At 68.4% G+C, this 18,588-nt stretch carries 30 protein-coding genes; 29 read left to right on the top strand and 1 reads right to left on the bottom strand.

Features of this window, described 5'->3' with window-relative positions:
- The first annotated feature begins 90 nt into the window (after positions 1-90).
- The 25 genes from C1N91_RS15430 (at position 91) to map (ending at position 15,136) form a co-directional block, all read left to right on the top strand.
- A complete protein-coding gene (locus C1N91_RS15430; RefSeq protein ID WP_137768416.1) occupies positions 91-1,068 on the top strand; it encodes a DNA topoisomerase IB in 978 nt (325 codons plus the stop codon).
- An 81-nt stretch (positions 1,069-1,149) separates the two neighbouring features.
- Positions 1,150-1,965 carry a DarT ssDNA thymidine ADP-ribosyltransferase family protein gene (locus C1N91_RS15425; RefSeq protein ID WP_175416056.1) on the top strand — a complete coding sequence of 272 codons (816 nt, stop codon included), beginning with the start codon at positions 1,150-1,152 and terminating at the stop codon, positions 1,963-1,965.
- 732 nt (positions 1,966-2,697) lie between these two features.
- On the top strand, positions 2,698-3,006 hold the full coding sequence (gene rpsJ, locus C1N91_RS15420) for a 30S ribosomal protein S10 (RefSeq protein WP_022903286.1): 309 nt from the start codon (positions 2,698-2,700) through the stop codon (positions 3,004-3,006).
- A 13-nt stretch (positions 3,007-3,019) separates the two neighbouring features.
- A complete protein-coding gene (gene rplC, locus C1N91_RS15415) occupies positions 3,020-3,673 on the top strand; it encodes a 50S ribosomal protein L3 (RefSeq protein WP_022903285.1) in 654 nt (217 codons plus the stop codon).
- Positions 3,674-3,675: 2 nt separating this feature from the next.
- Positions 3,676-4,335 (top strand): 50S ribosomal protein L4, encoded by a 660-nt coding sequence (gene rplD, locus C1N91_RS15410; RefSeq protein ID WP_137768414.1) that lies wholly within the window; start codon positions 3,676-3,678, stop codon positions 4,333-4,335.
- Positions 4,332-4,631 carry a 50S ribosomal protein L23 gene (gene rplW / locus C1N91_RS15405; protein ID WP_022903283.1) on the top strand — a complete coding sequence of 100 codons (300 nt, stop codon included), beginning with the start codon at positions 4,332-4,334 and terminating at the stop codon, positions 4,629-4,631. Before rplD ends, rplW begins: the two co-directional genes overlap by 4 nt.
- Before the next feature lie 18 nt (positions 4,632-4,649).
- The gene (rplB, locus tag C1N91_RS15400) at positions 4,650-5,489 is read left to right on the top strand and encodes a 50S ribosomal protein L2 (protein WP_058728264.1); all 840 of its coding nucleotides are present in this window, start codon (positions 4,650-4,652) and stop codon (positions 5,487-5,489) included.
- Positions 5,490-5,501: 12 nt separating this feature from the next.
- On the top strand, positions 5,502-5,783 hold the full coding sequence (gene rpsS / locus C1N91_RS15395) for a 30S ribosomal protein S19 (protein WP_017885529.1): 282 nt from the start codon (positions 5,502-5,504) through the stop codon (positions 5,781-5,783).
- A 25-nt stretch (positions 5,784-5,808) separates the two neighbouring features.
- Complete coding sequence (gene rplV / locus C1N91_RS15390; RefSeq protein WP_035809257.1) at positions 5,809-6,201, top strand: 50S ribosomal protein L22; 393 nt, start codon at positions 5,809-5,811, stop codon at positions 6,199-6,201.
- On the top strand, positions 6,201-6,998 hold the full coding sequence (rpsC, locus tag C1N91_RS15385) for a 30S ribosomal protein S3 (RefSeq protein ID WP_022903280.1): 798 nt from the start codon (positions 6,201-6,203) through the stop codon (positions 6,996-6,998). The genes rplV and rpsC overlap by 1 nt, the downstream gene beginning before the upstream one ends.
- Before the next feature lie 2 nt (positions 6,999-7,000).
- A complete protein-coding gene (gene rplP / locus C1N91_RS15380) occupies positions 7,001-7,420 on the top strand; it encodes a 50S ribosomal protein L16 (protein WP_022906346.1) in 420 nt (139 codons plus the stop codon).
- Complete coding sequence (rpmC, locus tag C1N91_RS17145) at positions 7,420-7,737, top strand: 50S ribosomal protein L29 (RefSeq protein WP_058728265.1); 318 nt, start codon at positions 7,420-7,422, stop codon at positions 7,735-7,737. Before rplP ends, rpmC begins: the two co-directional genes overlap by 1 nt.
- Positions 7,737-8,021, top strand: a complete 285-nt coding sequence (gene rpsQ, locus C1N91_RS15370) for a 30S ribosomal protein S17 (RefSeq protein ID WP_058728266.1) — start codon at positions 7,737-7,739, stop codon at positions 8,019-8,021. The genes rpmC and rpsQ overlap by 1 nt, the downstream gene beginning before the upstream one ends.
- Before the next feature lie 31 nt (positions 8,022-8,052).
- Positions 8,053-8,421 (top strand): 50S ribosomal protein L14, encoded by a 369-nt coding sequence (gene rplN, locus C1N91_RS15365; protein WP_017885523.1) that lies wholly within the window; start codon positions 8,053-8,055, stop codon positions 8,419-8,421.
- 3 nt (positions 8,422-8,424) lie between these two features.
- Entirely contained in the window at positions 8,425-8,784 is a 360-nt protein-coding gene (rplX, locus tag C1N91_RS15360) for a 50S ribosomal protein L24 (protein WP_058728267.1), read from the top strand.
- Positions 8,784-9,374, top strand: a complete 591-nt coding sequence (gene rplE / locus C1N91_RS15355) for a 50S ribosomal protein L5 (RefSeq protein WP_058728268.1) — start codon at positions 8,784-8,786, stop codon at positions 9,372-9,374. Before rplX ends, rplE begins: the two co-directional genes overlap by 1 nt.
- Before the next feature lie 180 nt (positions 9,375-9,554).
- Positions 9,555-9,953: a 30S ribosomal protein S8 gene (rpsH, locus tag C1N91_RS15350; protein ID WP_058725384.1), complete on the top strand. Its 399-nt coding sequence runs from the start codon at positions 9,555-9,557 to the stop codon at positions 9,951-9,953.
- Between the two features lie 6 nt (positions 9,954-9,959).
- Complete coding sequence (rplF, locus tag C1N91_RS15345) at positions 9,960-10,496, top strand: 50S ribosomal protein L6 (RefSeq protein ID WP_058728269.1); 537 nt, start codon at positions 9,960-9,962, stop codon at positions 10,494-10,496.
- Positions 10,497-10,498: 2 nt separating this feature from the next.
- Positions 10,499-10,870, top strand: a complete 372-nt coding sequence (rplR, locus tag C1N91_RS15340; RefSeq protein ID WP_058725386.1) for a 50S ribosomal protein L18 — start codon at positions 10,499-10,501, stop codon at positions 10,868-10,870.
- Positions 10,867-11,595: a 30S ribosomal protein S5 gene (rpsE, locus tag C1N91_RS15335; RefSeq protein ID WP_137768413.1), complete on the top strand. Its 729-nt coding sequence runs from the start codon at positions 10,867-10,869 to the stop codon at positions 11,593-11,595. The genes rplR and rpsE overlap by 4 nt, the downstream gene beginning before the upstream one ends.
- A complete protein-coding gene (rpmD, locus tag C1N91_RS15330) occupies positions 11,595-11,780 on the top strand; it encodes a 50S ribosomal protein L30 (protein WP_031273241.1) in 186 nt (61 codons plus the stop codon). Before rpsE ends, rpmD begins: the two co-directional genes overlap by 1 nt.
- Positions 11,777-12,241 (top strand): 50S ribosomal protein L15, encoded by a 465-nt coding sequence (rplO, locus tag C1N91_RS15325; RefSeq protein WP_058728270.1) that lies wholly within the window; start codon positions 11,777-11,779, stop codon positions 12,239-12,241. Before rpmD ends, rplO begins: the two co-directional genes overlap by 4 nt.
- 146 nt (positions 12,242-12,387) lie before the next feature.
- Positions 12,388-13,710 (top strand): preprotein translocase subunit SecY, encoded by a 1,323-nt coding sequence (gene secY, locus C1N91_RS15320; RefSeq protein WP_111227404.1) that lies wholly within the window; start codon positions 12,388-12,390, stop codon positions 13,708-13,710.
- Complete coding sequence (locus C1N91_RS15315; protein WP_137768412.1) at positions 13,707-14,297, top strand: adenylate kinase; 591 nt, start codon at positions 13,707-13,709, stop codon at positions 14,295-14,297. Before secY ends, C1N91_RS15315 begins: the two co-directional genes overlap by 4 nt.
- Positions 14,298-14,305: 8 nt before the next feature.
- On the top strand, positions 14,306-15,136 hold the full coding sequence (gene map / locus C1N91_RS15310) for a type I methionyl aminopeptidase (RefSeq protein ID WP_302641179.1): 831 nt from the start codon (positions 14,306-14,308) through the stop codon (positions 15,134-15,136).
- A 351-nt stretch (positions 15,137-15,487) separates the two neighbouring features.
- On the opposite strand, the gene C1N91_RS15305 is transcribed toward map, so the two are convergent.
- The gene (locus tag C1N91_RS15305; RefSeq protein ID WP_137768411.1) at positions 15,488-16,765 is read right to left on the bottom strand and encodes an LCP family protein; all 1,278 of its coding nucleotides are present in this window, start codon (positions 16,763-16,765) and stop codon (positions 15,488-15,490) included.
- A gap of 297 nt (positions 16,766-17,062) precedes the next feature.
- On the opposite strand from C1N91_RS15305, the gene infA reads away from it, so the two are divergent.
- From infA to rpsK, 4 genes are all read left to right on the top strand, one after another.
- Positions 17,063-17,284 carry a translation initiation factor IF-1 gene (gene infA / locus C1N91_RS15300; protein WP_017885509.1) on the top strand — a complete coding sequence of 74 codons (222 nt, stop codon included), beginning with the start codon at positions 17,063-17,065 and terminating at the stop codon, positions 17,282-17,284.
- A gap of 70 nt (positions 17,285-17,354) precedes the next feature.
- Entirely contained in the window at positions 17,355-17,471 is a 117-nt protein-coding gene (rpmJ, locus tag C1N91_RS15295) for a 50S ribosomal protein L36 (protein ID WP_022903266.1), read from the top strand.
- A gap of 148 nt (positions 17,472-17,619) precedes the next feature.
- Positions 17,620-17,994, top strand: a complete 375-nt coding sequence (rpsM, locus tag C1N91_RS15290) for a 30S ribosomal protein S13 (RefSeq protein WP_058728274.1) — start codon at positions 17,620-17,622, stop codon at positions 17,992-17,994.
- A gap of 9 nt (positions 17,995-18,003) precedes the next feature.
- Positions 18,004-18,402, top strand: a complete 399-nt coding sequence (gene rpsK / locus C1N91_RS15285) for a 30S ribosomal protein S11 (protein ID WP_017885507.1) — start codon at positions 18,004-18,006, stop codon at positions 18,400-18,402.
- Positions 18,403-18,588: the final 186 nt, after the last annotated feature.

Below are 18,588 nucleotides of genomic sequence, written 5' to 3'. Positions count from 1 at the left end.
TTCCCGGCGTGGCCCCGGTCCGCTCCGCGGCGCGGCCTCGGATCGTCTCCCGGTGACTGGTCTCAGGCAGTGACGGGCAACATCGTCCGGGTGACCCGTCTCCGCCGCTCCGCGACCAACGGTCGTGGGTACCACCGAGTCCGCAGCGGCAAGGGGTTCTCGTACCGTGACCCCGACGGCAGGACGGTGACGGACAAGGACGTCCGGAAGCGCCTCGACGAACTCGTGATCCCGCCTGCGTGGGACGAGGTCTGGATCTCGCCCTACGAGAACGGGCACATCCTGGCCACGGGCATCGACGGCGCCGGCCGGCGGCAGTACATGTACCACCCGGGCTGGCGCGAACGGATGGACCGGATCAAGTACGACCGTGCGCTCGCCCTCGCGGAGTCGCTGCCGTCCGCACGTCGGATGGTGACGCAGGACCTCCGGCGCCCGGAACCCGATCGACGACGCGCCCTCGCCGCGGCGTTCCGCATGCTCGACCAGGGGTCGCTCCGCGTCGGGTCGGAGCGCTACGCCACCGAGCACGGCAGCCGCGGGCTGTCGACGTTGCTCTGCGCGCACGCCCACGTGTCCGGGGACGACATCGAGCTCGACTTCCCGGGCAAGAGCGGGCAGGAGTGGTCGTCCACCATCCACGACCACGACCTGGCGCGGGTCATCGCCGGGATGAAGCGCCGCGGGCCGAACGCCCGTCTGCTGTCGTTCCGTGCCGAACGAGGTGCCGAGTGGGAGCCCCTCGCCGCCGAGGACATCAACGAGTACGTGAAGGAACGCGCCGGCGACGAGTTCACGGCCAAGGACTTCCGGACCCTGCACGGCACCGTTGCGGCCGCGGTCGACCTGGCACGGACCGGCCCACAGCCGAGCGAGGCGAAGCGCAAGAAGGCCGTCTCGCACGCCGTCAAGGCCGCCAGTGAGGAGCTCGGCAACACCCCCACGGTGTGTCGGCAGAGCTACATCGACCCGCGGCTGCTCGACGCGTACCAGCACGGCGAGACCATCGATCCCGAGCGCCTGCACGCTGCCGAGTCCGAGGTGCGTGCCCTGCTCTACCGACAGTGACGGACGGGGACGGTTCATGACGTACGGTTGGACACCGTGCCCGACCTCCCCCACCCGGGCACGGAAGGACCCCTCCCAGTCGTGACCGACGAGTGCATCCACGGTTTCCCCACCGAACTCTGCGACATCTGCTCCCCCCGACAGGCCGAGGCGCCTGCCGTCCCCACCACGCCGACGCCTCGTCGGACCCGCATCACCACCGACCTCCGCTCCACCCCGGCTCCCGCGCGCGGCTCCTCGTCGCTCCGCTCGCCGGCCGCTCCCGAACTGCCCGAGCCCCGCGTCTTCGCGTCGCTCCGGGCACACCACGCCACCCACGTCGACAACCTGGCGTCGATCGTCGCCGAAGGTGCGATCCTCGCCGCCGACACGGCCACGCCGTCCGTCGACGTCAGCTCCGCCGAGACGCGTGCCGCGCGTGATGAGGCGTCCGCTCCCGACGGCGGCCCGGTGTCGGGTCACGTGTCGTTCACGCTGTCGCCCGACGCCACGCGCTGGGACGAACTCCGCCGCGGGGCCGAGGGCTCCCGCTGGTCGGACGCCGCCCGTCGCACGCGTGCCACGGAGTACGTCGTGCTCGTCGTGCCGGTGTCCGCCTTCGGCGCGTCCGTGATCGTCGCGGACCAGGACGCCGAGGCCGACGACGTGCGCTTCGCGGTGGGACCCGAGGCGGCGACGAACCTGATCCGCCGGACGGACTTCACCGACCCGGAGATGCACGGCCTCGAGCTGCTCGCCGGCCCCCGCGTGCCGTTCTCGTCGGTCGCCGTCATCGGTGTGCCGAACGACCGCGTCCGGCAGCAGGTCAAGTCGCTGCTCGCCGAGCACCGGGTCACCGGGCCCCGGGTCGCTGTCTTCCCGCCGTGGTTCGTCCCGCCGGTGTCCGAGGAGTCCTGACCGCAGACCCAGGACCACTGCATCGTCGTGCCCGCTCGGCCTGTCCGAGCGGGCACGACCTGTGTGGGGAGGCCCGCCGCCCCCCCCGGCCCCCGCCGAGCGGGCGACATCCGTCACGCTCGGCGCCGCGACGCGACCGATCGCACCCGGCCGGCGCCCACCGCGCGACGTGTCGTGCCCGCTCGCGGCACGGGACCGACCGGAGGCCGCGCGGGGGAGGAGCCGAACGCTCCTGGGACGTGCCCGACGCGCCCGGGGTGGGACGAGCCTCCAGACCGACGAGAACCGCGCCGTTCCGGGGCGGCACGCCCCGCTGGAGCGATTCAGATCCCGCGACACGCCCGGGTTGCACGGATGCCGAGCCTATGGGAGACTTGTCCGGTTCCGAATTCCGCGGGCGTTCGCGCGCGCAGGATCACTGCTCTGGCAGTGCACAACCCCTCCGTCCAGCGGAGCTGGGTTGGGCCGCAGGCAGCAGAACACGATCGAATCCCCACGAAGCGCGATGAGCAGCGCTGTGTCGAGAGACACGGCCGTGCCCGGAGTGCGGGGAAGCGACATGCCCACGCTGGACGGCCACGGTCGCCCTGCGCGGTTGACAGGAGAACAGCGGTCATCCCCCGAGGATGCGGCCGGTTGGTTCAGGAAAACAGCCAAGCCCTGCAGGAATGCACGGTGACGGCGGCGTCAGGCGGCCCGAGGGTGCGCGGCGCAGAGAGGACAGAGAGACACATGGCGGGACAGAAGATCCGCATCCGGCTCAAGTCGTACGACCACGAGGTCATCGACACGTCGGCCCGGAAGATCGTCGACACGGTGACCCGTGCCGGTGCGACCGTGGTCGGCCCGGTGCCGCTCCCCACCGAGAAGAACGTGGTCACCGTGATCCGTTCGCCCCACAAGTACAAGGACTCGCGCGAGCACTTCGAGAAGCGCACGCACAAGCGGGTCATCGACATCGTCGACCCGACGCCGAAGGCCGTCGACTCGCTCATGCGACTCGACCTCCCGGCCGACGTCAACATCGAGATCAAGCTGTAAGGGGGACTGACCAATGGCGAACTCAACCAAGACCGTCAAGGGCCTCCTCGGCAAGAAGCTCGGGATGACCCAGGTGTGGGACGAGAACAACAAGTTCATCCCCGTCACCGTGATCGAGGTCGGCCCGAACGTGGTCACCCAGATCCGCAACGTCGAGCGCGACGGCTACGAGGCGATCCAGATCGCCGCCGGCGCCATCGACCCGCGCAAGGTGAACAAGCCGGCCGCCGGCCACTTCGAGGCTGCCGGTGTGACCCCGCGTCGCACCCTCACCGAGATCCGCACCAACGACTCCGCCGAGTACACGCTCGGCCAGGAGCTCACCGTCGACACCTTCGAGGCCGGCCAGAAGGTCGACGTCGTCGGGACGTCGAAGGGCAAGGGCTTCGCCGGTGTCATGAAGCGCCACGGCTTCGCCGGTGTGTCCGCTTCGCACGGTGCCCACCGCAACCACCGCAAGCCCGGTTCGATCGGTGCTTCGTCGACCCCGTCGCGCGTCTTCAAGGGCATGCGCATGGCTGGTCGCATGGGTGGCGAGCGCGTGACCGTCCTCAACCTCACGGTGCACGCCGTCGACGCCGAGAAGGGTCTGCTGCTCGTCAAGGGCGCCGTCCCCGGTGCTCGCGGTCGCTCCGTCTTCGTCCGCACCGCCGTGAAGGGTAAGTGATCATGGCCACCGAGACCGCAACCACGATCGACGTCCTCGACGCGACCGGAGCCGTCGCCGGCAGCATCGAGCTGCCCGCCGAGCTCTTCGACGTCGAGACGAACGTCCCGCTGATCCACCAGGTCGTCACCGCGCAGCTCGCCGCCGCGCGTCAGGGCACCCACAAGACCAAGAACCGCGGCGAGGTCCGCGGTGCTGGTCGCAAGCCGTTCAAGCAGAAGGGCACCGGCCGCTCCCGTCAGGGTTCGGTCCGCGCTCCGGAGCACACCGGCGGTGGCGTCGTCCACGGACCGACCCCGCGCGACTACTCGCAGCGCACCCCGAAGAAGATGATCGCCGCGGCGCTGCTCGGCTCGCTCTCGGACCGCGCCCGCGGTGGCCGCATCGCCGCCGTCGAGTCCTTCGTCCCGGCCGAGGTGCCGTCGACCAAGACCGCTCGCACGCTCATCGAGAAGGTCGCGCCCGTCAAGAACGTGCTCGTCGTGCTCGAGTCGGACGACGAGCTCGCGCTCAAGTCGGTCCGCAACCTGCCGGGTGTCCACGCGCTCTCGTACGGCCAGCTCAACGCCTACGACGTGCTCAAGTCCGACGCCCTCGTCTTCAGCAAGAGCGCACTCGACGCCTTCATCGCGTCGAAGACCGCGAAGGAGATCTCCGCATGAGCGGCTTCAACAAGGACCCGCGCGACATCATCATCTCGCCGGTCGTCTCGGAGAAGAGCTACGGCCTGATCGACCAGGGCAAGTACACGTTCATCGTGGACCCCCGTTCGAACAAGACCGAGATCAAGCTCGCCATCGAGAAGATCTTCGACGTCAAGGTCGCCAGCATCAACACGCTGAACCGTCCGGGCAAGACCCGTCGCACGCGTTTCGGCATGGGCAAGCGCAAGGACACCAAGCGCGCCATCGTGACGCTCAAGTCCGGTTCGATCGACATCTTCACGGCTGTCGGCTGAGGACCAGAGGGATAAATCATGGCTATTCGTAACTACAAGCCGACGACCCCCGGTCGTCGCGGCTCGTCGGTCGCCGACTTCGCTGAGATCACCCGTTCGACGCCGGAGAAGTCGCTGCTTCGTCCGCTGCCGAAGACCGGTGGCCGCAACAGCTCGGGCCGCATCACCACGCGCCACATCGGTGGTGGCCACAAGCGCCAGTACCGCGTGATCGACTTCCGTCGTCACGACAAGGACGGCGTGGACGCCAAGGTCGCACACATCGAGTACGACCCGAACCGCACCGCGCGCATCGCACTCCTGCACTACGTCGACGGCACGAAGCGCTACATCATCGCGCCGAACAAGCTGAAGCAGGGCGACGTCATCGAGCAGGGTCCGGGCGCTGACATCAAGCCCGGCAACAACCTGCCGCTGCGCAACATCCCCGTGGGTACGGTCATCCACGCCATCGAGCTCCGCCCCGGTGGCGGCGCGAAGATGGCGCGCTCGGCCGGTGCCTCGGTCCGCCTCGTCGCCAAGGACGGCCCCTACGCGCAGCTCCGTCTGCCGTCGGGCGAGGTCCGCAACGTCGACGCCCGCTGCCGCGCCACCATCGGCGAGGTCGGCAACGCCGAGCAGTCCAACATCAACTGGGGCAAGGCCGGCCGCATGCGCTGGAAGGGCGTCCGCCCGACCGTGCGTGGTGTCGCGATGAACCCGGTCGACCACCCGCACGGTGGTGGTGAGGGCAAGACGTCCGGTGGTCGTCACCCGGTCAGCCCCTGGGGCCAGGCCGAGGGTCGTACGCGCAAGCCGAACAAGCCGAGCGACAAGCTCATCGTCCGACGCCGTAACGCCGGCAAGAAGCGCAAGTAGGAGTTCGCAAAGATGCCACGCAGTCTGAAGAAGGGCCCCTTCGTCGACGAGCACCTGCTCCGCAAGGTCGTCACGCAGAACGAGGCCAACACCAAGAACGTGATCCGCACCTGGTCGCGTCGCTCGATGATCGTCCCGAACATGCTCGGGCACACGATCGCCGTGCACGACGGCCGCAAGCACATCCCGGTGTTCGTCACCGAGTCGATGGTCGGTCACAAGCTCGGCGAGTTCGCGCCGACCCGCACCTTCCGTGGTCACGTGAAGGACGACAAGAAGGGCCGTCGCCGCTAACGCGGGGACGAAGAGGAGGAACGAAATGGTGGAGTCGATCGCACGCGTGCGACACATCCGCGTCACGCCTCAGAAGGCCCGTCGCGTCATCGAGCTGATCCGCGGCAAGCAGGCCCACGAGGCCCTCGCCATCCTGAAGTTCGCCCCCCAGGGTGCTTCGGAGCCCGTGTACAAGCTGGTCGCCTCGGCGATCGCCAACGCACGTGTCAAGGCGGACTCGACGAACAGCTTCCTCGACGAGCGCGACCTCTACGTGAGCCGCGTCTTCGTCGACGAGGGCACGACCCTGAAGCGGTTCCAGCCGCGTGCCCAGGGCCGGGCCTTCCGCATCAACAAGCGCACCAGCCACATCACGGTCGTCCTCGCGACGCCGGACGAGGCCGAGGTCGCCGCGACGAGCAAGAAGGCGAGCAAGTAATGGGCCAGAAGGTCAACCCGTACGGCTTCCGTCTCGGGATCACGACGGACCACGTCTCGCACTGGTTCACCGACAGCACGAAGGCCGGTCAGCGCTACGCCGACTACGTGGCCGAGGACATCAAGGTGCGCGAGTACCTGAAGAAGACCCTCGACCGCGCCGGTGTCGCCCGCATCGAGCTCGAGCGCACCCGTGACCGCGTCCGCGTGGACATCCACACCGCGCGTCCGGGCATCGTCATCGGTCGCCGTGGCGCCGAGGCGGAGCGCGTCCGTGGCGAGCTGGAGAAGCTCACCAAGAAGCAGATCCAGCTCAACATCCTCGAGGTCAAGAACCCCGAGACCGAGGCCCAGCTCGTCGCGCAGGGCATCGCCGAGCAGCTCTCCGCTCGTGTCGCGTTCCGTCGCGCCATGCGCAAGGGCCTGCAGGGTGCACAGCGCGCCGGCGCCAAGGGTGTCCGCATCCAGGTGTCGGGTCGTCTCGGCGGCGCCGAGATGTCGCGCTCGGAGTTCTACCGCGAGGGCCGTGTGCCCCTGCACACGCTCCGCGCGAACATCGACTACGGCTTCTACGAGGCGCGCACCACCTTCGGTCGCATCGGCGTGAAGGTCTGGATCTACAAGGGCGACATCACGAACAAGGAGCTCGCTCGCGAGCAGGCGAACCAGCGTTCGTCGCGCCCGGAGCGTCGTGGCGGCCCCCGTGGCGAGCGCGGCGACCGTCGTGGCGGCGACCGTGGCGGCCGTCAGCAGCAGGCCCCGCAGGACGCGCCGGCCGGCGCAGGAGTTGAGGCGTAACCATGCTTATTCCCCGTCGAGTCAAGCACCGCAAGCAGCACCACCCGAAGCGCTCGGGTCAGGCCACCGGTGGTACCAAGGTCAGCTTCGGCGACTACGGCATCCAGGCCCTCACCCCGGCGTACGTGACCAACCGGCAGATCGAGTCCGCTCGTATCGCCATGACGCGTCACATCAAGCGTGGCGGCAAGGTGTGGATCAACATCTACCCGGACCGTCCGCTGACCAAGAAGCCGGCTGAGACCCGCATGGGTTCCGGTAAGGGCTCGCCCGAGTGGTGGGTCGCCAACGTCAAGCCGGGCCGTGTGCTCTTCGAGCTCTCCGGCGTCAACGAGGACATCGCCCGCGAGGCGCTGACCCGTGCAATCCACAAGCTGCCCCTCAAGGCACGCATCATCAAGCGCGAGGAGGGCGACGCGTAATGGCGATCGGTTCCAAGGAGCTCCGTCCCACGGAGCTCGACACGTTCGAGAACGAGCGTCTCGCTGACGAGCTGAAGAAGGCCAAGGAGGAACTCTTCAACCTCCGCTTCCAGTCGGCCACCGGCCAGCTGGAGAGCCACGGTCGTCTCCGTGCCGTCAAGCGCGACATCGCACGCATCTACACCGTCCTCCGCGAGCGCGAGCTCGGCATCCGTGCCACCCCCGCGCCCGTCGAGACCGCCACCAAGGCCAAGAAGACGAAGAAGGCTGACAAGCCGGCCGAGTCGACCGAGGCCGCTACCGCCGAGGAGAACTGATGGCGAACGAAGAGAAGAACTCCGCCGCCTCGACCCGCGGCTACCGCAAGACGCGTCGCGGCTACGTGACGAGCGACAAGATGGACAAGACCATCGTGGTCGAGGTCGAGGACCGCGTGAAGCACGCGCTCTACGGCAAGATCATCCGCCGCACGTCCAAGGTGAAGGCCCACGACGAGCTCGGCACCGCGGGTGTCGGCGACCTCGTCGTGATCAGCGAGACCCGTCCCCTCAGCGCCTCCAAGCGCTGGCGCCTGGTCGAGATCCTCGAGAAGGCCAAGTAGGCCCTGGCCTGCTTCGGAATAGGAGACAGCAGTGATTCAGCAGGAATCCCGCCTGAAGGTCGCCGACAACACGGGTGCCAAGGAGATCTTGACCATCCGCGTGCTCGGCGGCTCGGGTCGTCGCTACGCCGGTCTCGGTGACGTCATCGTCGCCACGGTGAAGGACGCCATCCCCGGCGGCAACGTGAAGAAGGGTGACGTCGTCAAGGCGGTCATCGTTCGCACCAAGAAGGAGACCCGTCGTCAGGACGGCTCCTACATCAAGTTCGACGAGAACGCGGCAGTGATCCTCAAGGCCGACGGCGACCCGCGCGGTACGCGCATCTTCGGTCCGGTCGGTCGTGAGCTCCGTGACAAGAAGTTCATGAAGATCATCTCGCTCGCGCCGGAGGTGCTGTAAGCCATGGCGAACATCAAGAAGGGTGACCTCGTCCAGGTCATCACGGGCGCCAAGCAGGAGCGTGGCGGCGACCGTGGCAAGCAGGGCAAGGTCATCGAGGTCCTCACGGACAAGAACCGTGTCGTCGTCGAGGGCGTGAACTTCGTCACGAAGCACGTCCGCGTCGGCCAGACGCAGCGCGGGTCGAAGACCGGTGGCATCGAGCAGCACGAGGCTCCGATCCACGTGTCGAACGTCGCCATCGTCGACCCGAAGACCAAGAAGCCGACCCGCGTCGGTTTCCGTACCGAAGAGGTGGAGAAGGACGGCGTGAAGAAGACCGTCCGCGTCCGCTACGCCAAGAAGTCGGGTGAGAAGCTCTGATGACCGACACGACTGCCGCGCCGGAGACCAAGGTCGAGCCGCGCCTCAAGCAGAAGTACAAGAACGAGATCAAGGCTGCCCTCACCGAGCAGTTCGGGTACGCGAACGTCAACCAGGTCCCCGGCCTGGTCAAGGTCGTCGTGAACACCGGTGTCGGTGAGGCCGCTCGTGACTCGAAGGTGATCGACGGGGCCGTCAAGGACCTCACCGCGATCACCGGTCAGAAGCCGGTCGTGACGAAGGCCCGCAAGTCCATCGCGCAGTTCAAGCTGCGCGAGGGCCAGGCCATCGGCGCGCACGTCACCCTCCGCGGTGACCGCGCGTGGGAGTTCATCGACCGCCTCGTCACCCTCGCACTGCCCCGCATCCGCGACTTCCGCGGTCTCAGCGACAAGCAGTTCGACGGGAACGGCAACTACACGTTCGGTCTCACGGAGCAGTCGATGTTCCACGAGATCGACCAGGACCGCATCGACCGCGTGCGTGGCTTCGACATCACCGTCGTGACCACCGCGAAGACGGACGACGAGGGCCGCGCGCTGCTCCGCCAGCTCGGCTTCCCGTTCCGTTCGGCCGACCAGACGGTCTAAGATAGTCCGGGCGCTGCGGGCCGGAGGATGTGAGTCCTCCGGCCCGCACGCACGAACACCGGTCGTCGGCGTGAGCTGACGACCTCCAGGTCTCCGGGAACCGCTCGGAGACCACCCCGATCGCTCAGGTCGGCATTCGTGGAACGGGTGTCGAAACCAGGCGAAGAATGGACGACCATCATGACGATGACCGATCCGGTCGCAGACATGCTGACCAGATTGCGGAACGCGAACTCGGCGCACCACGACGCCGTCTCGCTGCCCAGCTCCAAGCTGAAGAAGAACATCGCCGAGATCCTCAAGCGCGAGGGTTACATCAGCGAGTGGAAGATCGAGGACGCCCGCGTCGGGCAGACCCTGACGATCGACCTCAAGTACGGCCCCGAGCGCGAGCGTTCGATCGCCGGCATCAAGCGCGTCTCGAAGCCCGGTCTCCGGGTCTACGCGAAGTCGACGGAGATCCCCCAGGTCCTCGGTGGCCTCGGCGTGGCGATCCTCTCGACCTCGTCGGGACTGCTCACCGACCGTGAAGCCGAGCAGAAGGGCGTGGGTGGGGAAGTCCTCGCCTACGTGTGGTGACCGACAATGTCTCGTATCGGACGTCTTCCCATCGACATCCCCGCCGGCGTGACCGTCTCCGTCGACGGCCAGACCGTTGCGGTCAAGGGCCCGAAGGGTGAGCTCGCGCTCACCGTCGCCGAGCCCATCCAGGCCAAGGTCGAGGAGAACCAGGTCCTCGTCACCCGCCCGGACGACGAGCGTGAGTCCCGTGCCCTGCACGGCCTGACCCGCACCCTCATCGCGAACAACATCGTCGGCGTGACCCAGGGCTACTCCAAGGGCCTCGAGGTCGTCGGCACCGGTTACCGCGTGCAGGCCAAGGGCAGCAACGTCGAGTTCGCGCTCGGCTACTCCCACCCCATCACGGTCGAGCCGCCGGCGGGCATCAGCTTCGCCGTCGAGGGCAACAACAAGCTCACCGTGTCGGGCATCGACAAGCAGGCCGTCGGCGAGGTGGCTGCCAACATCCGCAAGCTGCGCAAGCCCGAGCCCTACAAGGGCAAGGGTGTCCGCTACGCAGGCGAGGTCGTGCGCCGCAAGGCCGGAAAGTCAGGTAAGTGATCATGGCTCTCGGTATCCGAGGAAAGAGCAAGTCGGCCGCCAAGGCGCGCCGTCACAACCGTCTCCGCAAGAAGATCACCGGCACCGAGGCGCGTCCGCGTCTCGCTGTCACCCGGTCGTCGCGTCACGTGTTCGTCCAGGTCATCGACGACGCGAAGGGCCACACCCTGGCCAGCGCGTCGACGATGGAGGCCGACCTCCGTTCGTTCGACGGCGACAAGACGGCCAAGGCCCGTCGCGTCGGCGAGCTCCTCGCCGAGCGTGCGAAGGCCGCCGGCGTCGAGGCCGTGGTCTTCGACCGCGGTGGTAGCAAGTACGCCGGTCGCGTCGCCGCGATCGCCGATGGTGCCCGTGAAGGAGGGCTGAACCTGTGAGCGACATCGCGAACAACAACGAAGCGCCCGAGACCAAGGCCACGGACGCAGCTGCCGTCGCCGAGCGTCCGGTCGAGACCGCCGCGGGTTCCGCGTCGAACAACCGCGACAACGCCGACCAGCGCGGCCGTCGTGGCGGTGGACGTGACCGTCAGCAGGGTCGTGACCGCAACAACCGCGGTGGCGACAGCCAGTTCCTCGAGCGCGTGGTGACCATCAACCGCGTGTCGAAGGTCGTCAAGGGTGGTCGTCGCTTCAGCTTCACGGCGCTCGTCGTCGTGGGTGACGGCAACGGCCTCGTCGGTGTCGGCTACGGCAAGGCGAAGGAAGTCCCGACCGCGATCTCGAAGGGCGTCGAGGAGGCGAAGAAGAACTTCTTCCGCGTCCCGCGCGTCGGCAACACCATCCCGCACCCGGTGCAGGGTGAGGCCGCTGCCGGTGTCGTCCTGCTCCGCCCGGCCGCTGCCGGTACCGGTGTCATCGCCGGTGGTCCGGTCCGCGCCGTGCTCGAGTGCGCCGGCATCCACGACGTCCTGAGCAAGTCGCTCGGCTCGTCGAACACCATCAACATCGTGCACGCGACCGTCGAGGCGCTGCAGCAGCTCGAGGAGCCCCGCGCGGTCGCGAGCCGTCGTGGCCTCGACGTCGACCGGGTCGTCCCGGCTCGTCTGCTCCACGCCGAGGCTGCGGCCCTGCGTGCCGCGACCGAGAAGGCAGGTGCCTGATGGCGATGCTGAAGATCACGCAGACGAAGTCCGTTATCAGCGAGAAGCAGTACCAGCGCGACACCCTGCGCAGCCTGGGCCTCAAGCGCATCGGCCGTACGGTCCTGCGTGAGGACAACGCCCAGAACCGTGGGTACATCGCGACGGTGGCGCACCTCGTGAAGGTCGAGGAGGTCGACGCATGAGCGACGAGAAGAACGAGCGCGTGCAGGTGCTGAAGCTGCACCACCTCCGCCCCGCTGCGGGCGCCAAGAAGGACCGCACCCGCGTGGGTCGCGGTGAGGGCTCGAAGGGCAAGACCGCCGGCCGTGGTACCAAGGGTCAGAAGGCTCGGTACCAGGTCAAGGTCGGCTTCGAGGGTGGGCAGATGCCGCTGCACATGCGCACCCCGAAGCTCCGCGGGTTCAAGAACCCGTTCCGCGTCGAGTACCAGGTCGTGAACCTGGACAAGATCGCGGAGCTCTACCCGAACGGTGGCGACGTCACCGTCGCGGACCTGGTCGCCAAGGGCGCCGTCCGCAAGAACGAGAAGGTCAAGGTTCTCGGTCAGGGTGACATCAGCGTGAAGCTCACGGTCTCGGTCGACAAGGTCTCGGCGTCCGCCGCCGAGAAGATCGTGGCTGCTGGCGGAACCGTCTCCCAGTAACCCCCGTCGGCGGCCCGTGCGTTTGCGCACGGGCCGCCGTTACGGTTTCCTTGACAGTGGTCGACGTCCGTCGGCCAGGTCGGCGCTGCCGATCGACACCGTGATGACCCCGATCGGGTCGCCGGTCCCAGAAGTTCGGAGTCCTCGTGTTCAGAGCGGTCGCGCGCATCATGCGCACCCCAGATCTTCGCAAGAAGATCGGCTTCACCCTCGCGATCATCGCGCTGTTCCGTCTCGGGTCGTACATCCCCGCGCCGTTCGTCGACTACGCCGCCGTGCAGAGCTGCCTCGCCAGCGCGTCGTCCTCCGGCGGCCTCTACGACCTGATCAACCTCTTCTCCGGCGGTGCGCTGCTGAAGCTGTCGGTCTTCGCGCTCGGCATCATGCCGTACATCACGTCGTCGATCATCGTGCAGCTGCTCCGCGTGGTCATCCCGCACTTCGACGCCCTCTACAAGGAGGGCCAGTCCGGCCAGGCGAAGCTGACGCAGTACACGCGCTACCTCACCATCGCGCTCGGTGTCCTGCAGTCCACGACGCTCATCACGGTCGCGCGCTCCGGCGCCCTCTTCGGCACGAACGCCTCGGCCTCCTGCTCGTCGATCATCTCGAACGACAGCTGGTACGCGATCATGCTCATGGTCGTCACGCTGACCGCCGGTACCGGTCTCATCATGTGGATGGGCGAGCTCGTCACCGAGCGCGGCATCGGCAACGGCATGTCGCTGCTCATCTTCACGTCGATCGCGGCGCAGTTCCCGTCGGCGCTGTGGGCCATCGAGCAGTCGCAGTCCTTCGAGCTGTTCCTGTTCGTCATCCTGGTCGGCCTGGTCATCATGATGGCCGTCGTGTTCGTCGAGCAGTCGCAGCGGCGGATCCCCGTCCAGTACGCCAAGCGCATGGTCGGTCGTCGCACCTACGGCGGCAACAACACCTACATCCCGATCAAGGTGAACATGGCCGGCGTCGTGCCCGTCATCTTCGCCTCGTCGCTGCTGTACCTGCCGGCCCTGGTCGCGCAGTTCAACCAGCCCTCCGACGGCTCCGAGCCGGCGGCGTGGGTGACCTGGATCCAGAACAACCTGACCTCGGGTGACAACTGGTTCTACATGGTCCTGTACTTCCTGCTCATCGTCGGCTTCACGTACTTCTACGTCGCGATCACCTTCAACCCCGAAGAGGTCGCCGACAACATGAAGAAGTACGGCGGCTTCATCCCGGGCATCCGGGCCGGTCGTCCGACGGCCGAGTACCTCGACTACGTCCTGACCCGGGTGACGTTGCCCGGCTCGCTCTACCTCGGTCTCATCGCGCTCATCCCGCTGGCAGCACTGGCGCTGTTCGGCGCGAACCAGAACTTCCCGTTCGGCGGCGCGAGCATCCTCATCATCGTGGGTGTCGGTCTCGAGACCGTGAAGCAGATCGACTCGCAGCTGCAGCAACGTCACTACGAAGGGCTTCTCCGTTGAGCGCACGCCTCATCATCGTCGGACCTCCCGGAGCCGGGAAGGGCACCCAGGCCGGTCGGATCGCCGAGGGCTTCGGCGTCCCGGCGATCTCGACGGGTGACATCTTCCGCAAGAACGTCTCCGAGGGCACCCCGCTGGGCGTGCAGGCGAAGGCGATCATGGACGCGGGCAACTACGTGCCCGACGAGCTGACGAACGAGCTCGTCAAGTCGCGGCTCGCCGAGCCCGACGCCGCGCAGGGTTTCCTGCTCGACGGGTACCCCCGCACGGTCGGCCAGGTCGAGTACCTCGATGCGCTCCTCGCCGAGCAGGGCAGCGGGATCGACGCCGTCGTGCAGCTGGTCGCCGACCAGGACGCGCTCGTGGCGCGGCTGCTCAAGCGTGCCGAGGAGCAGGGCCGCAGCGACGACAACGAGGAGACGATCCGTCGTCGCCAGGAGGTCTACTCGGAGCAGACGGCCCCGATCGTGGCCGCCTACGCCGAGCGCGGCCTCGTGGTCGACGTCGACGGGCTCGGCGGCATCGACGAGGTCGGTGACCGCATCCAGGCGGCGCTGTCGTCGCGCGGCCTCACCGCGGGCGTCTGAACCCGCTCGTGCGGCGCCGCAAGCCCTCGATCTACAAGTCGCCGGAGGAGCTCCGCGCGATGGTCCGTCCCGGGCTGCTCACGGAGTCGGCGCTCACCGCGGTCCGTGCCGCGATCCGTCCGGGTGTCACCACGGGTGAGCTCGACGCGATCGCGGAGCGGACGATCCGCGACGGCGGCGGCGTGCCGAACTTCCAGCTCGTGCCCGGGTACCGGCACACGCTGTGCGTCTCGGTGAACGACGAGATCGTCCACGGGATCCCCGGTGATCGCGTGCTCGCGCCCGGCGACATCGTCTCGATCGACGCCGGTGCCGAGGTCGACGGGTGGAACGGTGACAGCGCGTTCACGACCGTGCTGCCCGGCGGGGAGGCCACGCTGACCGAGGCTCGACAGACGCTCTGCGACACCACCGAGCGCGCGCTCTGGCACGGCGTCGCCGCGCTCGCGCACGCCCGCACCCTCAACGAGGTCGGCGCCGTCATCGAGGACGCCATCGACGAGACCGGTGCCTGGGGCATCGTCGAGGACTTCACGGGACACGGGATCGGTCGGTCCATGCACGAGGACCCGCCCGTCTTCAACCACCGCGTCCGCGGCGCCGGTCCGGCGGTCAAGCCCGGTCTGGTCGTCGCGATCGAGCCGATGGTCACCGCCGGGACGATCGACAGCTCGACGGACGACGACGACTGGACCATCCGGACGCTCGACGGCTCCGATGCCGCGCACTGGGAGCACTCGGTCGCCGTGCACGCCGACGGCATCTGGGTGCTCACCGCCTCCGACGGCGGTGCCTCCGGTCTCGTGCCGCTCGGCGTCACGCCGGTCCCCGTCCCGTAGGACCACCCGCCTCGCCGGTCGTGCGGTCCCGACGGGCCCGTGCGGGCCCGTCGCCCCGTGTGTGGGTGCGTCGCCCGTCCCGCCGGGAGGCTCGTCCCACCTCAGCACGTCGACACCCGTCCCGACGTGCTGACGCCGGCAGCCGTCACGGCTCCGCGCCCCCGGCACCCGTCGCGACGTGCCGGGGCCGGCAGCCGTCACGGCTCCGCGCGACGGCGTCACTCCACGGATGGATCGTCGAGCGCCGTGTCGAGCTCTGCCGTGTCGAGCGCCACCGTGTCGTGCACGACCGGATCGTCCAGCACCGTGGCGCTGCTGCGCGACGGCGCGCGGACGGCCGCCCCGACGGGCTCAGTTGCCGACGGTGCAGGTCTGCTCGGACGCGGACTGCCCCGAGATGCTCGAGGGCAGCGGCGTCGCCGACGGCGTCCCTGCAGTGCCGGACGCACCGGACGCGGCGCCGGACGGGGTGCCGCCCGCCGCGTCGCCGCCGGCAGCCGGCGCCTGGCTCGGCGACGCGTCGCTCCCCGGCGTGCTGCCGGCCGTCGGCGACTCCTCCGACGCCCGGCCCGTGGTCGAGTCGCTGAGCGAGGTCTTGCGGTCCTGCTGCAGCACGACGTTGAGCTCGTGGGCGGCTGCCTCGTCGACGAGCACGTGCGCGGTGTCGGACGGGTCGTCGACCACCGGGTACTGCACGAACAGCATGTCCGAGGTGCTCATGCCGCGGAGCGTGGAGGCGAGCCCCACGAGGGTGCGGGTCTGCGCGAGGCCGTCCGACAGCGTCATGTTCGACAGCGCGGCCCCGGCCAGCTTGTACAGGGTGACCGGGTTCGACAGGGTGCCGTCCGAGGTCACCTTCCGGAGCAGCGCCGACAGGAACACCTGCTGCGAGCTGATGCGGGCGAGGTCGCTGCCGTCGCCGACACCGTGCCGGCTCCGCAGGAAGGCCAGCGCGTCCTGCCCCTCGAGCGTGTGCTGCCCGGCGGAGAGCTGCAGGCCGGTGTACGAGTCGTCGATGGGCTTGGCGACGCAGACGTCGACACCGCCCAGCGCGTTGGACATCTCGATGACGCCGTCGAACGTGATGAGGCCGGCGTAGGGGATGGTGAGCCCGGTCAGGTTCTCCACCGTGTCCACCGCGCAGGAGATCCCGCCGTGCCCGAGCGACTCGTTGATGAGTTCGCTGCTCGCCGCCGGGTACGAGGTCCCCGTCTCCGGGTTCGTGCACGCGGGGATCGGGACCTTCAGGTCGCGGGGGAAGCTGACCGCCGTGAGCTGCTGGTGGTCCTGGGAGATGTGCACGAGGATCGTGACGTCGTTCCGGGCGCCCTCGACGTTCTCGTCGGAGTCGAACTGGCCCACCCGGGTGTCGCTGCCCAGGAGCAGGATGTTGGCGCCGCCCTTCATCGCGGTGATGTCGGCGGTCTTCGCGGTGTTCTGGTCGTCGGTGCTGAGCTCGACCGTGTGCGGGGCGCTGGCGAGCTGCGCGCCGGCGATGGCGGCGACGCTGGTCCCGCTCACCAGGACGACGGCGACCGCGGCGGCGACGAACCCCAGGAGCGTCCCCCAACCGCGACGGCGCGGCAGCCGCCCGTGGCGGGCGAGGGGGCGGCGGGGTGCATCAGGCACGTGGTCTCCGATCGGTTCTCCGGCGCAGGTGCCGGGCGGTCAGCGCTCGCCAGGCTACGGCGGTTGGCCCGGCGCGCAGCCGGGAACCGACCGAAGATCCACTCTGGACCGTTCAGCCGGGTCCCCGACAGCCCCAGACGGAGGGACCTCAGGCGGGGCAGGACCGCCCAGCACTTGGCAATCGGCGCCTGATCCCATAAGATTGATCTTTGGTGTGTCATGCCCTTCGGCGTGGCGCCCGACCCGCAGACCGGCTCGGGGATCACACCGATAATCCAACCAAGCGACAGTGAGGCTATGGCCAAGAAAGACGGCGTCATCGAGATCGAGGGCTCGGTGCTCGAAGCTCTGCCCAACGCGATGTTCCGCGTTGAGCTGACCAACGGACACAAGGTCCTCGCGCACATCTCCGGGAAGATGCGCCAGCACTACATCCGCATCCTCCCCGAGGACCGCGTGATCGTGGAGCTGAGCCCGTACGACCTGACCCGCGGCCGGATCGTCTACCGCTACAAGTGATCCGCGAGCTGGAAAGGAACGGCTCGGCGAACCCGCCGGGCACGAAGCCAGCGAGCAACAGGAAGCAATCATGAAGGTCAACCCCAGCGTCAAGCCCATCTGCGAGCACTGCCGTGTCATCCGCCGCAAGGGCCGCGTCATGGTGATCTGCAAGAGCAACCCGCGCCACAAGCAGCGCCAGGGCTGAGCTCCCAGCAGGACCCACAACTCAACACTGAACACGCAGTACCAGAACCCCGTCGCGACCTCGGTCGTCGGCGGGGGGACACCTCGGGGCGGAGGCCCGGGCACCGGTACTGCGCCACACCTCCACCGAAAACAGGAGCAGCCAGCACATGGCACGTCTAGCAGGCGTCGACATCCCGCGCGAGAAGCGCGTGGAGATCGCACTCACGTACATCTACGGCGTCGGCCGTACCCGCGCGGTCCAGGCACTCGCCGAGACCGGTATCTCCGGTGACATCCGCGTCAAGGACCTGACCGACGACCAGCTCGTCGCCCTCCGTGACTTCATCGAGGGCAACTTCAAGGTGGAGGGTGACCTCCGCCGCGAGGTCGCCGCCGACATCCGCCGCAAGGTCGAGATCGGTAGCTACGAGGGTCTCCGCCACCGTCGTGGTCTCCCGGTGCGTGGTCAGCGCACCAAGACCAACGCGCGTACCCGCAAGGGACCGAAGCGCACCGTGGCAGGCAAGAAGAAGGCCCGATAGGAGATCATCATGGCTACCCCCAAGACTGCCGCGCGCAAGCCGCGTCGCAAGGAGAAGAAGAACGTCGCCGTGGGCCAGGCCCACATCAAGAGCACGTTCAACAACACCATCGTCAGCATCACCGACCCGTCGGGTGCCGTCCTCAGCTGGGCGTCCTCGGGTGCCGTGGGCTTCAAGGGTTCGCGCAAGTCGACGCCGTTCGCGGCGCAGCTCGCCGCCGAGTCCGCTGCGCGTCAGGCGCAGGAGCACGGCGTCAAGAAGGTCGACGTCTTCGTCAAGGGTCCGGGCTCGGGCCGCGAGACCGCGATCCGTTCGCTCCAGGCCGCTGGCCTCGAGGTCGGTTCGATCAACGACGTCACCCCGCAGGCGCACAACGGCTGCCGCCCGCCGAAGCGTCGCCGCGTCTGACGCGAGGAGCAACCGGCCGTTCCCCGCTCGTCCCCTGACCGGGGCGAGCGGGGCCGGCCATTCCTGGTCGTTCGATCGCGCACGTGGGACCTCGCCGGTTCCGCGCTGCGCGTGATCACAACTCAACAGACCCGTCGGGGCCCGGTCGGCCCCGTCGTACCGCCGAGTGTCATATAGCGGACACTC

The sequence above is a fragment of the Curtobacterium sp. SGAir0471 genome (assembly GCF_005490985.1).
Taxonomy (GTDB): domain Bacteria; phylum Actinomycetota; class Actinomycetes; order Actinomycetales; family Microbacteriaceae; genus Curtobacterium.
The sequence above is the reverse complement of the archived record's forward strand: the minus strand, read 5'-3'. Positions and strand labels throughout refer to the sequence as shown.

Excerpts from the sequence above, each read along its gene's own strand:
- rpsQ (WP_058728266.1), top strand. The coding sequence starts at position 7,737 with ATGGCGAACGAAGAGAAGAACTCCGCCGCCTCGACCCGCGGCTACCGC.
- rplB (WP_058728264.1), top strand. The coding sequence starts at position 4,650 with ATGGCTATTCGTAACTACAAGCCGACGACCCCCGGTCGTCGCGGCTCG.
- rplR (WP_058725386.1), top strand. The coding sequence starts at position 10,499 with ATGGCTCTCGGTATCCGAGGAAAGAGCAAGTCGGCCGCCAAGGCGCGC.
- rpmJ (WP_022903266.1), top strand. The coding sequence starts at position 17,355 with ATGAAGGTCAACCCCAGCGTCAAGCCCATCTGCGAGCACTGCCGTGTC.
- rpmD (WP_031273241.1), top strand. The coding sequence starts at position 11,595 with ATGGCGATGCTGAAGATCACGCAGACGAAGTCCGTTATCAGCGAGAAG.
- rpmC (WP_058728265.1), top strand. The coding sequence starts at position 7,420 with ATGGCGATCGGTTCCAAGGAGCTCCGTCCCACGGAGCTCGACACGTTC.
- rplV (WP_035809257.1), top strand. The coding sequence starts at position 5,809 with ATGGTGGAGTCGATCGCACGCGTGCGACACATCCGCGTCACGCCTCAG.
- infA (WP_017885509.1), top strand. The coding sequence starts at position 17,063 with ATGGCCAAGAAAGACGGCGTCATCGAGATCGAGGGCTCGGTGCTCGAA.
- rpsC (WP_022903280.1), top strand. The coding sequence starts at position 6,201 with ATGGGCCAGAAGGTCAACCCGTACGGCTTCCGTCTCGGGATCACGACG.
- rpsH (WP_058725384.1), top strand. The coding sequence starts at position 9,555 with ATGACGATGACCGATCCGGTCGCAGACATGCTGACCAGATTGCGGAAC.
- rpsS (WP_017885529.1), top strand. The coding sequence starts at position 5,502 with ATGCCACGCAGTCTGAAGAAGGGCCCCTTCGTCGACGAGCACCTGCTC.
- rplD (WP_137768414.1), top strand. The coding sequence starts at position 3,676 with ATGGCCACCGAGACCGCAACCACGATCGACGTCCTCGACGCGACCGGA.
- rplC (WP_022903285.1), top strand. The coding sequence starts at position 3,020 with ATGGCGAACTCAACCAAGACCGTCAAGGGCCTCCTCGGCAAGAAGCTC.
- rpsK (WP_017885507.1), top strand. The coding sequence starts at position 18,004 with ATGGCTACCCCCAAGACTGCCGCGCGCAAGCCGCGTCGCAAGGAGAAG.
- rplW (WP_022903283.1), top strand. The coding sequence starts at position 4,332 with ATGAGCGGCTTCAACAAGGACCCGCGCGACATCATCATCTCGCCGGTC.
- rplE (WP_058728268.1), top strand. The coding sequence starts at position 8,784 with ATGACCGACACGACTGCCGCGCCGGAGACCAAGGTCGAGCCGCGCCTC.
- rplF (WP_058728269.1), top strand. The coding sequence starts at position 9,960 with ATGTCTCGTATCGGACGTCTTCCCATCGACATCCCCGCCGGCGTGACC.
- rpsJ (WP_022903286.1), top strand. The coding sequence starts at position 2,698 with ATGGCGGGACAGAAGATCCGCATCCGGCTCAAGTCGTACGACCACGAG.
- rpsM (WP_058728274.1), top strand. The coding sequence starts at position 17,620 with ATGGCACGTCTAGCAGGCGTCGACATCCCGCGCGAGAAGCGCGTGGAG.
- rplX (WP_058728267.1), top strand. The coding sequence starts at position 8,425 with ATGGCGAACATCAAGAAGGGTGACCTCGTCCAGGTCATCACGGGCGCC.
- rplO (WP_058728270.1), top strand. The coding sequence starts at position 11,777 with ATGAGCGACGAGAAGAACGAGCGCGTGCAGGTGCTGAAGCTGCACCAC.
- rplP (WP_022906346.1), top strand. The coding sequence starts at position 7,001 with ATGCTTATTCCCCGTCGAGTCAAGCACCGCAAGCAGCACCACCCGAAG.